This is a genomic window from Halomonas getboli (assembly GCF_023094245.1).
In the GTDB taxonomy this organism is placed as follows: Bacteria; Pseudomonadota; Gammaproteobacteria; order Pseudomonadales; family Halomonadaceae; genus Halomonas; species Halomonas getboli.
The window spans coordinates 561,086-575,356 of sequence record NZ_JALMEW010000001.1 but is presented as its reverse complement, the minus strand read 5'-3'; the positions used below and the strand labels follow the sequence as shown (position 1 = coordinate 575,356).

The window sequence follows — 14,271 nt, the reverse complement described above, 5'->3', positions numbered from 1 at the left end:
CTAGAGCACGCCCTGGGGGTAGGAGCCCAACACCTTGACCTCGGCGGCTCGCACCTGCACTTCCTCGAGCATGGCGGCCACGCGCGGCTCGTCGCGATGGCCCTTGAGGTCGATGAAGAACACGTAGTTCCACACGCCGCTGCGCGAGGGACGGGTCTCCAGGCGCGTCAGGTCGATCTGATGGCGATGGAAGGGCTCGAGCAGGTCGTGCAGCGCGCCGGGCTGGTTGCGCATGGCCACCACGATGGAAGTCTTGTCCTCGCCGGACATCGGCACGTCCTGATTGCCGATGATCAGGAAACGCGTGGAATTGTCCGGGCGATCCTCGATCTTCTCGGCCAGACGCGTCAGGCCGTAGAGCTTGGCGGCCATGTCGCCGGCAATGGCGGCGCTGTGCCACTCGGTCTTCACCAGGCGAGCAGCCTCGGCGTTGGACGACACCGGAATGCGCTCGGCGTGGGGATAGTGGGCATCCAGCCACTTGCGGCACTGGGCGAAGGACTGCGGATGCGAGTAGATACGCGAGACCTTGTCGCGACGCGTGGTCTCGCCCACCAGCAGATGATGGTGAATACGCAGCACCACCTCGCCGCAGATGCGCATGCAGGAATCCATGAAGGAGTCCAGGGTGTGGTTGATCACGCCCTCGGTGGAGTTCTCCACCGGCACCACGCCGTAGTTGACGGCGCCGGCCTCGACCTCGCGGAACACCTCGTCGATGGCGGCCATCGGCAGGCTGACCGCGCTCTCGCCGAAGTGCTTGAGTGCCGCCTGCTGGGTGAAGGTACCTTCCGGACCCAGGTAGGCCACCTTGACCGGCTGCTCCAGCGCCAGGCAGGCGGACATGATCTCGCGGAACAGCCGCGCCATCTCCTCGCCGTCGAGGGGGCCGGGATTGAGTTCCATGATCCGGCGCAGCACCTGAGCCTCTCGCTCCGGCCGATAGAACACGGCCTTGGGATCGCCCTGGGTCTTGACCTCGGCCACGCGGCGGGCACACTCCGCCCGCTCGCTGATCAACCGCAGGATGTCGCTGTCCAGCTCATCGATTCGCTGACGCAGCGAATCGAGATCGATGGGGGTATCACTCATGGTGGTTCCCTTCTTATTCGGGCCAAGGCCCGGTGTCTTGCTTGAGCGTGAGGAGTAAGGAGCAAGGAGTGAGGTCCCGATGCCTGCATCCTCACTCCTTACGCTTCACTCCTCACTCATACTTCAGCCCTTGCGCCGCTCGAAGTCGGCCATGAAGTCGACCAGCGCGTCCACGGCGGCCTCGGGCACGGCGTTGTAGAGGCTCGCGCGCATGCCGCCGACGCTGCGATGCCCCTTGAGGTTCAACAGGCCGGCCTGTTCGGCTTCCGCCAGGAAGGCCTTGTCGAGCCGGTCGTCGGCGAGCACGAAAGGCACGTTCATCCGCGAGCGATTGATCCGGGCGATCGGGTTCGAATAGAAGTCGCTGCCGTCGATGGCGGCATAGAGCTTCTCGGCCTTGCGCGCATTGATCGCGTCCATGGCCGCCAGGCCACCGATGTCATGCTTGAGCCACTGGAACACCAGCCCGGCCAGATACCAGCCGTAGGTGGCCGGGGTATTGACCATGGAACCGGCCTCGGCCAGCGCCTTGTAGCCCATCAGGCTCGGCATCTGGGCACAGGCCCGGTCGAGCAGGTCGTCGCGCACGATCACCAGCGTCAGGCCGGCCGGTCCGATGTTCTTCTGCGCACCGGCATAGATGACACCGAACCGCGAGACGTCGATCGGCCCGGACAGGATGCTCGATGACATGTCGCACACCAGCGGCACCTCGATGCCGTCCGGGCGCACCGCCTCGGGCACGTAATCGAACTCGAGCCCGCCGATGGTCTCGTTGGCGGTGTAGTGCAGGTAGGCGGCGTCATCGCTCAGCGCCAGGTCGGCCTGACGCGGTACGGCGCTGTGCCCGCTGGCCTCGCTGGAGGCCACCACCGGCGCGGCACCGAACAGGTGACGCGCCTCGGCGATGGCCTTCTTGCCCCAGATCCCGGTGTGCAGGAAGTTGGCGCTGCCGCCCTGGCCGAGCAGGTTGTAGGGCACCGAGGCGAACTGCAGCGTCGCCCCACCCTGGGTGAACAGCACCCGATAGTTGTCGGGAATCACCAGCAGCTCGCGCAGGTCGCGCTCGGCCTGCTCGGCGATGGCCACGAACTCGGGCGAGCGGTGACTCATCTCCATCACCGAGAGACCGCGGCCCTGGTAGTCCAGCAGCTCGTCACGGGCCCGTTCCAGCACCACCTGCGGCAGCGCGGCCGGGCCGGCGCAAAAGTTGAAATGGCGTGTCATCAGCGTCGTCGTTCCGTTTTCTATGACTGATCGTCGTCCGCAGCGGACGGTTCGCCGCCGGCCTCGGCGTCGTCGGCGTCACCCTCTTCACTTTCGACAGGCGTTACCTCTTCCTCCGTGGGCTCGTCGATGCGCACCGTCTTGACCAGCGACTCGGCCTCGCCCAGGCGAATCAGCATCACGCCCTGGGTGTTACGCGAGCTGATCGACACTTCATCGACACGGGTCCGCACCAGGGTGCCGCGGTCGGTGATCAGCATCATCTCGTCGGCGCCATAGACCTGCATCGCCGCCACCAGGGCGCCGTTGCGCTCGCTGGTCTGCATCGCGATGACGCCCTGGCCACCGCGGCCGCGCAGCGGGAATTCCTCGAGACGGGTGCGCTTGCCGTAGCCGTTCTCGCTGGCGGTGAGGATATAGATCTGGCCGCCGTTGCCGTTCACGTCCTCGACGTTCTCGACCGCTTCGTCCTCGTTTTCGCTGTCGATGCGCTGGCTCTGCGGAATGATCAGGCTGATCACCTCGGCGCCGTCGAGCAGTTTCATGCCGCGCACGCCGCGGGCGGTACGCCCCATGGCGCGCACGTCGCTTTCCTCGAAGCGGATCGCCTTGCCGTTGGACGACAGCAGCATGGCGTGGTCCGAGCCGCTGGTGATGGCGGCGCCGACCAGGCGGTCGTCTTCCTCCAGCTCGATGGCGATCAGGCCCACACTGCGCGGCCGGGAGAACTGCTCCAGGCTGGTGCGCTTGACGGTGCCCTTGGCGGTGGCGAAGAAGATATAGCTCTCGGGGTCGTAGTCGCGCACCGGCAGGATGGCGTTGATCGACTCGTCCTCGTCCAGCGGCAGCAGGTTGACCAGCGGCTTGCCGCGCGAGCCGCGGCTGGCGGCCGGCATCTCGTAGACCTTGAGCCAGTAGACCTTGCCGCGGTTGGAGAACAGCAGCACGGTGTCGTGGGTCGAGGCCACCAGCAGATGCTCGATGACGTCCTCGTCCTTCATCGTCGTGGCCGACTTGCCGCGGCCGCCGCGGCGCTGTGCCTGATAATCGGACAGCGGCTGGGTCTTGGCGTAGCCGGAGCGGGACACGGTGACCACCATGTCTTCCTCGGCGATCAGGTCCTCGATGGACAGATCGAGGTGGCTGGCCTGGATCTCGGTGCGGCGCGGCTCGCCGAACTGATCGCGCACGGCGGTCAGCTCCTCACGGATCACTTCCAGCAGGCGCTCGGCGCTGGCCAGGATCTCGGTGAGTTCGGCGATCCGCTCGAGGATCTTCAGGTACTCGTCGAGCAGCTTCTCGGTCTCGAGGCCGGTCAGGCGATGCAGGCGCAGCTCGAGGATGGCCTGGGCCTGGGCCGGCGAGAGGCGATATTCGGTGGCCGCGTCGTTGAGGCCGAAGCCTTCTTCCAGATCCTCGGGCTTGCAGGAATGGGCGCCGGCGCGCTCGAGCATGCCGGTGACCTGGCCCGGCGACCAGCTGCGGCCGAGCAGCTTGTCCTTGGCCTCGGCGGCGTTCGGCGAGGCCTTGATCAGCTCGATCACCTCGTCGATGTTGGAAATGGCGACGGTCAGGCCTTCGAGGATATGGCCGCGCTCGCGGGCCTTCCTGAGCTCGAACAGGGTGCGCCGGGTCACCACCTCGCGACGGTGACGGATGAACGCCTCGAGCACCTGCTTGAGGTTGTGCGTGCGCGGCTCACCGCCCTCGAGGGCCACCATGTTGATGCCGAAGACGTTCTGCAGCTGGGTCTGGGCGAAGAGGTTGTTGACCACCACCTCGCCGGACTCGCCGCGCTTGACCTCGATGACGACGCGCAGGCCTTCCTTGTCGGACTCGTCGCGCAGCTCGGCGATGCCGTCGATGCGCTTGTCCTTGACCAGCTCGGCGATCTTCTCGATCAGCCGCGCCTTGTTCACCTGGTACGGCAGCTCGGTGACGATGATGTGGTCGCGGCCGGTCTTCTCGTCGTGCTCGATGGTGTGGCGGGCGCGCACGTAGATGCGCCCGCGACCGGTGCGATAGGCCTCGAGGATGCCGGCGCGGCCGTTGATGATGCCGCCGGTGGGAAAGTCCGGGCCGGGGATGTACTCCATCAGGTCGTCGACCGTCAGGGTGTGATCGTCGATCAGGGCCAGACAGCCGTCGATCACCTCGGTCATGTTGTGCGGCGGGATGTTGGTCGCCATGCCCACGGCGATGCCCGAGGAGCCGTTGACCAGCAGGTTCGGCACCTTGGTCGGCAGCACGTCGGGGATGCGCTCGGTGCCGTCGTAGTTGTCGACCCAGTCGACGGTGTCCTTCTCGAGGTCGGCCATCAGCTCGTGGGCGAGCCGGGCCATGCGCACCTCGGTGTAACGCATCGCGGCGGCGTTGTCGCCGTCAATGGAGCCGAAGTTGCCCTGGCCGTCGACCAGCACGTGGCGCATGGAGAAGTCCTGGGCCATGCGTACGATGGTGTCGTAGACGGCGCTGTCACCGTGGGGATGGTACTTACCGATGACATCGCCGACGACGCGTGCCGACTTCTTGTACGGCTTGTTCCAGTCGTTGCCCAGCTCGTGCATGGCGTAGAGCACGCGGCGGTGGACCGGTTTCAAGCCATCGCGCACGTCGGGCAGCGCACGGCCGATGATCACGCTCATCGCGTAATCGAGGTACGACTGCTTGAGCTCGTCCTCGATGTTGACTGGCAGAATCTCTCTGGCGATGTCACCCATGGGTCGTCGAATCCTTTGCACTGCAAGAGGTTGGCGCGCCGTCTGGCCGTGAGACGGCGCGCCATTTCAGCCGGGCATCATACCACTCCGGACGCCGCAAAGCAGCGATCATGCGACGACCAGCGGCGCCAGGGCCTCACGCAGCTCCCCGCTGATGCTCACCGCCCTGTTGGTGGCCACGTCCAGCAGCACGAAGGTGATGTCGGCGCTGGCGACGACCTTGCCGTCGCGTGCCCGCAGCACCTCCTGATGCATGCGGGCGCTGCGGCTGCCGAGTTCGGCCAGCCCGGTGACGATCTGCAGCTCATCGCCGGCCGAGGCGGCTCGCCGATAGTCGATGTTGAGATTGACCACGACGAAGGCCACCTCGCCGCGGCGAACGACCTCGCCGAGCGCCGGGCGCTCGTCGAAGAAGCTCCAGCGCCCTTCTTCCAGGAATTCCAGGTAGCGGGCGTTGTTGACGTGGCCGTAGCCGTCGAGGTGGTAGCCGCGCACGCGCAGCGAGACGGTGGAGCGTGGATCGTCCATGAGGCATCTCCGGAAATGAATGACGGATGTCGATTCTAGGCAGCCGCACCGCCGGCCTTCAAACAGTAGTTTGAAGGCGCGACCAATAGCGCTCTGGCACCCCCGTGCCCCATTCGCCATAATGTGCCTCCTTTTCGCCCAGGAAATGCTTCATTCATGTGGTTCAAGCACTTGCATCTCTATCGCCTGCACGACGCGCCCGAGCTGGACGCTGCCCGTCTCGAGGAAGCGCTGGAACAGCAGGCGTTTCGCCCACTGGGCGGCAGTGAGGCGCGCCGCCTCGGCTGGTGCGCCCCCGCCGGGCGCGCCGGCACCCAGCTGCTGCACGAGCTTCAGGGCCAGCGCCTGATCACCGCTCTGCGCCAGGAACGCCTGCTGCCGGCCGCCGTGGTCAAGGAAGAGCTGGAAGAGCGCGTCGAGGCGATCGAGACCGCCGAGAGCCGCAAGCTGCGCCGCCAGGAAAAGCTCACGCTCAAGGAGCAGGTCTACGAGGAGTTGCTGCCGCGCGCCTTCGTGCGCAGCCAGAAGGTCGACCTGTGGTGGGATACCCGGCGCGGCCTGATCGCCGTCAACACCAGCAGCCGCAAGCGCGCGGAGGAACTGCTGGACCTGCTGCGCGAGACCCTGGGCAGCCTCAAGGTCACCCCGCTGGCCAGCCAGACCCTGCCGATGCGCGCCATGACCACCTGGCTCGGCGATGCTGCCACGCGCCCGGAGGACATGGCGCTCGGCGATCAGGTCGAGCTCAAGGCCAAGGGCGACGACGGCGTGCTGCGCGCCCGCCAGGTCGACCTCGACAGTGACGAGATCCAGCAGCTGCTGGAGAGCGGACGCCAGGCCAGCAAGATGGCGCTGGGCCTCGAGGGCCGGCTGACCTTCGTGCTCCACGACGACCTGGCGATCAAGTCGCTGCGCTTCGATGACGCCCTGATCGACGAGGCCTCCCAGACCGATGACGGCGACGATGCCCTGGTGCGTCTAGAAACCGACTTCATGCTGATGACCCAGGCGCTCGCCGATGGCATCGAGCGTCTGCTGGCCTGGCTGGGCGGTGAAGCCCAGGCCGGCCAGGCCACACCCTCCGCCTGACCGACACGGCCGCGCTCATGACCACCATGCAAGACCAACACGACAACGACCCCTGGGCCGAGATTCGTCCCTATCATGACGAGGAAGTGCCCGAGGTGCTCGAGCGCCTCGCCCGGGACCCGGAGCTGCTCGACGCCCTGACCCGCTTTCGCCTGCCGCGCCTGGCGAAGTGGATGCCGCGGCTGTCGCGCGTCATCGCCAGCGCCGCGGTGCGCCGCGAGGTGCGCGGCGTGACCACCATCCGCGGCTTCCAGGATCGCATCGCCTCCTACATGCAGCGGATGATCCGCAACTCGACCACCGACTTTCGCGTCGATGGCCTCGAGCAGCTGGAGCCCGACACCGCCTACCTGTTCATCGGCAACCATCGTGACATCTCGCTGGACCCGGCGTTCGTCAACTACGCCCTCTATCTGGCGGATCGCAATACGGTGCGCATCGCCATCGGCGACAATCTGCTCCAGAAGCCCTACGTCACCGACCTGATGCGGCTCAACAAGAGCTTCATCGTGCCGCGCAGCGCCCGCGGCAAGCGCGCCATGCTGGCCGCCTACCAGAAGCTCTCGGCCTATATTCGCCACTCGATCACCGGCGACAACCATTCGATCTGGATGGCCCAGCGCGAGGGACGCGCCAAGAACGGCATCGACGTCACCGACCCGGCGATCATCAAGATGCTGACCATGGCCCGGCGCAGCGAGGACCGCAATGCCGGCATCGGCGAGGCGATCGCCGAGCTGCGCGTGGTGCCGGTGTCGATCAGCTACGAATACGACCCCTGCGACATCCAGAAGGCCCGCGAGCTTCACGCCGTGCACACCAGCGGCGGCTACGACAAGACGCAGTTCGAGGACATCCGCTCCATCGTGTCCGGCATCACCGGCCAGAAGGGGCGCGTTCATCTGCGTTTCGGCACCCCGCTCTCGGCCGACTTCGACAGCCCCGATGCGGTGGCAGCGGAGATCGATCGTCAGGTGCTCGGCGGCTACCATCTGTTCCCCAGCCACTATCTGGCCATCGAAGCCCTGGGCGACGCCCCGGAGCTGCTCGACCTGAGCGAGGTCACCGACGCCGATCGCGCACGCTTCCAGGCCCGCCTCGCCGAGGTACCGGCGGAACTGCGCGAGTGGTGGCTGGCCCAGTACGCCAACCCGGTACGCAACGTTCACGGCAGGATCCAGGCCGGCTAGCGTATGCTGTGAGGCGACAGGGACTGTTGCCCCATCGCCGACAGGAGAGCCAGATGACGCCGAGCCACGAACAACGAGCCAGCCAGGCCCGGGAAGCCCACAAGGTCACGTTGATCGGCGCCGTCGTCGACTTCCTGGTCGGCATGGCCAAGCTCATCGCCGGCCTGATGGTGGGCTCGGCGGCGCTGGTCGCCGACGGCATCCACTCCTTCTCCGACATCCTCACCGACATCTTCGTGGTGGCCGCCACTCACTTCGGGCGCCAGGCGCCCGACCGCGGCCACCCCTACGGCCACGGCCGCATCGAGACCCTGGCCACGCTATGGCTCGGCAGCGTGCTGATCTTCGTCGCCGGCGCCATCGCCTGGGCCAGCCTGGGCCGCCTGATCGGCGGCGAGGCGGTTCCCGCACCAGGCGCCTGGGCGATCGCCATCGCCGTGGTGTCTCTGCTCGCCAAGGAAGCCATCTACCACTACACGATGCACGCCGCCCGGCGCATCGGCTCGCGCCTGCTGGAGGCCAACGCCTGGCACTCGCGCTCCGATGCCCTGTCCACGCTGGTGGTGCTGGTCGGCCTGGTGGCGACCCAGCTGGGCTTCGCCTGGATGGACGCGGTGGCCGCCATCGTCGTCGGCGTGATGGTCGGCCAGATCGGCGGTCGCCTGCTGTGGGAATCCAGCCAGGAGCTGATCGACACCGCCCTGCCCGAAGACGAGCAGGCGCTGCTGCTGCGGACCGCCGAGACGGTGCCGGGCGTGCGCGGCGTCCACGAGCTGCGCACCCGGCGCATCGCCGGCGATGCCCTGCTCGACCTGCATATCGTGGTGCCGCCGCGGGTCACCGTGTCCGAAGCCCACGAGATCGGCAATGCCGTCAGTCGACGACTGCGCGAAACCATGCCGCACCTGGCCGACATCACCTTCCATATCGATCCCGAGGACGACGAGGGGCAGACCGAGCACAGCCTGCGCCCCGGCCTGCCGCTGCGCGACGATGTCGAGACGCTGCTCGATGATGCCTGGGGCACCACCCCGGCCTGGCGGGCCCGCGTCGATCTCGATCTGCACTACCTGGACGACCGCATCGATGTATCGCTCTACCTCGATGCCCCTGCCGATGCCATCGACCTGGACGATGCCGCCGCCGAGCTACGCCGCGCGGCGGATGGCCTCGACTGGCTGGGCCGGCTGCGCCTCTGGCAGGGACCGGGGCGCGCATGATCATCCGCTGCGTTAGCAGATTAGTGCTTTCTCACTTGTCGGCCCCCACCTAAGATTCAGGGCATCATCCGTCTTTCGCAGGACGTCATGTCCGATACTCCTCGCTCGCGCCCGGCATCACCCGGCCGCCGCCGCTGCCTGGCCCTGCTGGGCGGCCTGCTGGCGGCCGGCGCGCTGGGCCTGCATACCGCCGACTCCCAGGCGGGCCTCGACCGGGCCCGTCTGCGCGACAGCATGCGGCAGCAGTACGGCGCGGGGGGCGTCTCGACGCTCGAGGAATGGCTGGCCATGCTCGAGCGCCTGCGCGGCGCCGACGTCGACACGCAGCTGCGTGAGGTCAACGACTTCGTCAACCGCCGGGTGCGCTGGCTCGAGGATCCCGCCATCTGGGGGCAGGAGGACTACTGGGCCACGCCGCTCGAAACGCTGGGCCGCGGCGCCGGCGACTGCGAGGACTTCACCATCGCCAAGTACGTGTCACTGCGCGAGCTGCAGGTGCCCGAGTCGATGCTGCGGCTCATCTACGTCAAGGCGCGCATCGGACGCAGCCGCATCACCCAGGCGCACATGGTGCTCGGCTACTACGTCTCACCCGGCGCGGAACCCATGGTACTGGACAACCTGGTGACGTCGATCCGTCCCGCCGGCCAGCGCACCGACCTCGACCCGCTGTTCAGCTTCAACGGCAGCGGCCTGTGGGCCGGCGGTTCCAGCCGGTCGCGCGCCGATCCGGTGGCGCGCCTTTCACGGTGGCGCAGCGTCATCGACCGCATGCGACAGCAGGGATTCATCCAGGGGAGATAACGCATGTCACTCATCAAGCAGCTGTGGTGGATCATCGTCGGGCTCATGCTGCTGTCCTTCGGTGCCAGCCTGTTCATCGGCGTGACCACGAGCCGCGCCTACATCGAGCAGGAGGTGCGCATCAAGAACGCCGACAACGCCAACGCCCTGGCGCTGACCATGACCCAGATGCCCAAGGATGACGTCACCGTCGAGCTGCTGATCGCCGCCCAGTTCGACACCGGCTACTACCGTCGCATCGAGCTGCGCAGCCCCACGGGAGAACCCATGGTGTCACGCCAGGCCGACGAGGCCATCGGCGACGTGCCGGACTGGTTCGTGCAGCTGGTCGACTTCCGGGTCGCGCCCGGCGTGGCGGTGGTCCAGGATGGCTGGCAGCAGTTCGGCACCCTGACCGTCGAGAGTCAGAACAGCTATGCCTATCGCTCGCTGTGGCGAAGCACCCTCAAGCTCGCCGGCTGGTTCGGGGTCGCCAGTCTCGCCGGGCTGCTGCTCGGCGGCTGGCTGATTCGCGGGATCCGCCGGCCGCTGCACCGCGTCGTCGAGCAGGCAAGGGACATCGGCATGCGCCGCTTCACGACGTCCCGCGTACCGCGCACGCGCGAGCTGGGCGACGTGGTCGAGGCCATGAACCAGCTGAGCCACGACGTTGGCGACATGCTCGGTCGCGAGAGCCAGCAGCTCGACGTCCTGCGCCGGCGCCTGCAGCATGACGCCGTGACGGGCGCGCTGAACCGCGACGCCTTCCTCGCCCAGCTGCAGATCCATCTGGAGAGTCAGGACTTTCGTGCCAGCGGCACCCTGGCGCTGATCCGCATCAGTCATCTGGGGCAGGTCAACGAGCAGCTGGGCCATGACGGCGCCGATGCGCTGCTGAAGGAACTCGTCACCATGCTGGAACAGTTGGCCCAGGTGCACGGCAGCGGCATGGTGGGGCGTCTCAACGGCAGCGATTTCGCCCTGCTGCTGCCGAGGCTGGACGACATGGCTTTCGCGCGGCAGAAGCTGAGCGTCGGACTCAAGCCCTTGGCAGAGGCCCGCGATGCCGTGATCCGCTTCCCCGGGGCCCTCGTACACTACGCCCAGGGCGACCAGCGCGGCACGCTGCTGTCCAGCCTCGACGGGGCCCTGTCGATGGCCGAGTCCCAGAGCCAGCAGGATCTGGTCATCCTCGACGGCCATCGGCCCAAGAGCCTGTTCGAGAGCCACGCCGAATGGCGAGAAGCACTGCAAGGCGCTCTCGATGAAGGTGTCTATCTCGCCCACTATCCGGTGCTGGACCAAGGCGGCAAGCTGCTGCACTTCGAATGCCCGTCGCGGCTGCGCCTCAATCGGCAGTGGCAGGCCGCCGGCGTGTTCATTCCCTGGGTCGCGCGCCTGGACATGACGACACAACTGGACCTGGCCGTGGTCGATGCCGCGCTGAAAGACATTACCCAACGTCACCAGCCGGTGGGCATCAACCTGTCCGGAGAATCGATGCGCGATGCCCACTTCGCGCTGGAGCTGCGCGCACGCCTCAGTGCTCGCCCCGAGGCCGCCGGGCGGCTATGGCTGGAGATTCCCGGCAATCTGGCCATTCAGGATCTCGCGCATTTCCGCACCCTTTGCAAGGCGCTCCAGCCCCTGGGCTGCAAGGTGGGGCTCGAACACGTCGGGGCAGAATTTACCCGCATCGCCGATCTGCACGATCTCGGGCTCGCCTACCTGAAGATCGACAGCAGCCTGGCCAGGGGCGTCACGCAAAGCCACGAGCAACAGACGATACTGCGCGGCATGGCCACGCTCTGCCATTCGCTCGGCACCCTGGCCATCGCCGAGGGCGTCGAGACCCATGACGAAGCCCGCGCCCTCTTCGAGCTGGGCCTCGACGGCGTGACCGGACCGGGCATTCGTCACAACGACAAGAACGGGTTCTGACCGCTTCCGGGTCCTCAACGCACGCCGCCGGCACTCGGCCGGCGGCGTTCATGGGATTCTTCTTCCTGCCCGCGACGAGACTCAGATCACGTCGTCGTCCTCGCGCTCCGAGACGAGATGCAGGCCATTGAGCCGACGACGCAGCGACTGGCGCTCCATGACCTTCTGCTGAGCCGCCTCGGGCAGTTCGGTGAAACGGATCACCCCCTTGTCCATCAGCAGGTCGATCACATCCTCCAGCACCCGCACGAAGGCCAGGTCCGAGGCCTGGAAGCGTGCCTTGCCGGGCTCGCCTTCCGACAGAAACGCCAGCAGCTCGGGCGAGTCCGCCGGGAGAAACTCGACGCAGACCGGAGTCTCCTCGCGGCTGACCAGCTGGATATGGCCCTCCTCATCACGCTGGACGTACATGATTCACTCTCCCTTGAGTCGCTGACTGCATAGTAGCAGGCCTGCCAACATAACAATGCGCCCGGCGTGAGCCGGGCGCAGCGGTGGGCTGATGCAACAGGACTCACTCGATATCGAGCTGGCCACTGTTCTGCAGATCGGTCACGGATGTCACCACATTCTGCAGCTGGATGGTTTGGTCCGCGGCACTGACGTCGCCTGATGTCATATCACCCGAGGTGCTGATATGCAGGGTCGTATTGGTGCCATCATCGGTCGCCTGAATATAGCTGGACAGATCCTCACCATCCTGCATACCGGACAGCAGATCCGACAGGTCCAGCTTGTCGGCCTCGGCATCCGTTCCAAAAGTACCCTCCGTGAAATCGGTGACCGTGTCCTCGGCGGGGTTCGCGCTGCTGCCCTCATCGCCCAGATTCCAGGCGAAGACGTCTGCGCCGAGGCCGCCGGTCAGCTGGTCATCGCCGGCTCCACCCACCAGCAGATCGTCGCCAGCGGCACCGCTGATCGTGTCGTTGCCATCATTACCGATCAGAATATTGCTGTCGCTGTTGCCGGTCAGGGTGTCGGCGTGATCCGAGCCGATGATATCGGGGGCAGAATCCGACGCACTCTCCACCACGCCACTGCTCGAACCGGAATAATCCTGGGTGCTTTCAGGCATCAGCAACACATCCAGGCTACCGCCAGCAACGTCACCGTCGCCATCCACCACATCTATGGGCACACTCAAGTCAACTGAGCCACCCGGTTCAATTGCGGTGGTGCCGAAATCACCGATCTTGAAGGTACTTCCCGCAGCATAGTGATACTCGATACTGTTATAGCCATCGGCAGTGAAGACCGCGACCTGAGCCCCTCCGACAATGCCTTCGACGCTCGCCTCGAGCTTGCCAGCATCATTTTCCGCGAAAACAACGCTGAAGTCCTCTCCTCCCACGTTGACAACGAATGGGCTGCCACTACCGTTATAGGCTACCAGCTCATAGTCTCCCCCGAAGCTTATCCCAACCGCGGTGATATCGTCTTGGGTGCCATCGCCGACCGCATTATCACCATCGGCATCGTCGAAAGCCTTGAACAGGACAGTCGATCCAGACGTTTTGGTAAAAGTCGCCGCAGCCCCATTGACCTGGTAATGGCCATCGAAGACATGGTTATCGGCACCAGCGTCCTCATAGTCCGTTCCATTGACAGGAGTGCCACTAAGATCGATGACATAATCGATCCGCATCGCTTCGTTAGCACCAAGTGAGTTACCGTCACTTACCCCACCTTCATTGGCATTGGTATTGACAGATCCCGCACTGGAACCATCGACCATTGGTGTCAGCAACAAGTCACGACTATCGTCATCGGCAGCGGTATTGAAGCCCGTCCACGCGCCATTCCCACCGATGAAGTCATAGCTATCATCGCTGAAATCAATGCTGCTAGCCCCGCCATCCACGGTGCCCGACATTTCGATAACGTAAGTATCTTGACCGCTGTCATTGACGCTCAGGTCGATCGTGAAGATTTCTCCTGCAACCGTCGAGGCTGTCAATGTCTGACCATCTGTCGAGACACTATAGGTAATCGACAGACCGCCGGACGTCAGCGGATTACCATCGGCATCCAAGGCCGTGGTTCCGTTCAATGAACCCGAGAAGCGAACCGTGCCCGAACTGTCGGCGCCATAGTTATCCTCGACCTGACCATCAATATCCAGCAGTCCCGTAAGGGCATTATTAGCCGTATTGACCAGGTAGGCATTTTCCGGAGCCACTGCCACCGGGCCGTCATCCAGGAAGGTGACGGTGAAGGCGTCCGTCGCCGGGTCGCCTTCGTTGTCGGTGATGCTGGCGGTCACGTTGACCGTGATCGGGTCGTTCGGATCGCTGCCGTCGGGATGCGTCATCACCTGCAGCTGGGTCACGGTGTAGGTGCCGTCGCCATTGACGACGATCTGCCAGTCACCGTTGTCGGCCGTCAGGGTGTTGCTGGCGGCATCCCAGGTGGCGCCGGTCGCGCTCAGCGACAGGGTGCCGGCGCTGTCGTTGCCGTAGCTGGTGGTGAACGACTGGGTGT

The 14,271-nt window shown here is 65.7% G+C and carries 11 protein-coding genes; 5 read left to right on the top strand and 6 right to left on the bottom strand.

The genetic code is table 11. From position 1 onward, the window contains the following. The 4 genes from pheA to MYL53_RS02805 all read right to left on the bottom strand — a co-directional run bounded on the left by pheA (nt 1) and on the right by MYL53_RS02805 (nt 5,567). A complete protein-coding gene (gene pheA, locus MYL53_RS02820) occupies nt 1–1,092 on the bottom strand; it encodes a prephenate dehydratase (protein ID WP_247851902.1) in 1,092 nt (363 codons plus the stop codon). Nucleotides 1,093–1,215: 123 nt separating this feature from the next. Further along, complete coding sequence (serC, locus tag MYL53_RS02815) at nt 1,216–2,319, bottom strand: 3-phosphoserine/phosphohydroxythreonine transaminase (protein WP_247851900.1); 1,104 nt, start codon at nt 2,317–2,319, stop codon at nt 1,216–1,218. A gap of 20 nt (nt 2,320–2,339) precedes the next feature. Next, entirely contained in the window at nt 2,340–5,039 is a 2,700-nt protein-coding gene (gene gyrA, locus MYL53_RS02810) for a DNA gyrase subunit A (protein ID WP_247851898.1), read from the bottom strand. Nucleotides 5,040–5,147: 108 nt separating this feature from the next. Beyond that, entirely contained in the window at nt 5,148–5,567 is a 420-nt protein-coding gene (locus MYL53_RS02805) for an acyl-CoA thioesterase (RefSeq protein ID WP_247851897.1), read from the bottom strand. 156 nt (nt 5,568–5,723) lie between these two features. Here MYL53_RS02805 and MYL53_RS02800 point away from each other — a divergent pair, with 156 nt between their 5' ends. The 5 genes from MYL53_RS02800 to MYL53_RS02780 all read left to right on the top strand — a co-directional run bounded on the left by MYL53_RS02800 (nt 5,724) and on the right by MYL53_RS02780 (nt 11,790). Then, the gene (locus MYL53_RS02800) at nt 5,724–6,656 is read left to right on the top strand and encodes a recombination-associated protein RdgC (protein WP_247851895.1); all 933 of its coding nucleotides are present in this window, start codon (nt 5,724–5,726) and stop codon (nt 6,654–6,656) included. Nucleotides 6,657–6,682: 26 nt separating this feature from the next. Further along, complete coding sequence (locus tag MYL53_RS02795; protein WP_247851893.1) at nt 6,683–7,846, top strand: 1-acyl-sn-glycerol-3-phosphate acyltransferase; 1,164 nt, start codon at nt 6,683–6,685, stop codon at nt 7,844–7,846. 53 nt (nt 7,847–7,899) lie between these two features. After that, nucleotides 7,900–9,066, top strand: a complete 1,167-nt coding sequence (locus MYL53_RS02790; RefSeq protein ID WP_247851891.1) for a cation diffusion facilitator family transporter — start codon at nt 7,900–7,902, stop codon at nt 9,064–9,066. Between the two features lie 87 nt (nt 9,067–9,153). After that, the gene (locus MYL53_RS02785; RefSeq protein ID WP_247851889.1) at nt 9,154–9,870 is read left to right on the top strand and encodes a transglutaminase-like cysteine peptidase; all 717 of its coding nucleotides are present in this window, start codon (nt 9,154–9,156) and stop codon (nt 9,868–9,870) included. A 3-nt stretch (nt 9,871–9,873) separates the two neighbouring features. Further along, a complete protein-coding gene (locus MYL53_RS02780; RefSeq protein WP_247851888.1) occupies nt 9,874–11,790 on the top strand; it encodes a bifunctional diguanylate cyclase/phosphodiesterase in 1,917 nt (638 codons plus the stop codon). 81 nt (nt 11,791–11,871) lie between these two features. Here the strand turns inward: MYL53_RS02780 and MYL53_RS02775 are convergent, their stop codons facing one another. Both MYL53_RS02775 and MYL53_RS02770 read right to left on the bottom strand, forming a co-directional pair. Next, complete coding sequence (locus MYL53_RS02775) at nt 11,872–12,201, bottom strand: tryptophan synthase subunit beta like protein (RefSeq protein WP_247851886.1); 330 nt, start codon at nt 12,199–12,201, stop codon at nt 11,872–11,874. A 103-nt stretch (nt 12,202–12,304) separates the two neighbouring features. Next, nucleotides 12,305–14,271: type I secretion C-terminal target domain-containing protein (locus tag MYL53_RS02770; RefSeq protein ID WP_247851884.1), on the bottom strand; the 1,967-nt coding region annotated here is incomplete at its 5' end.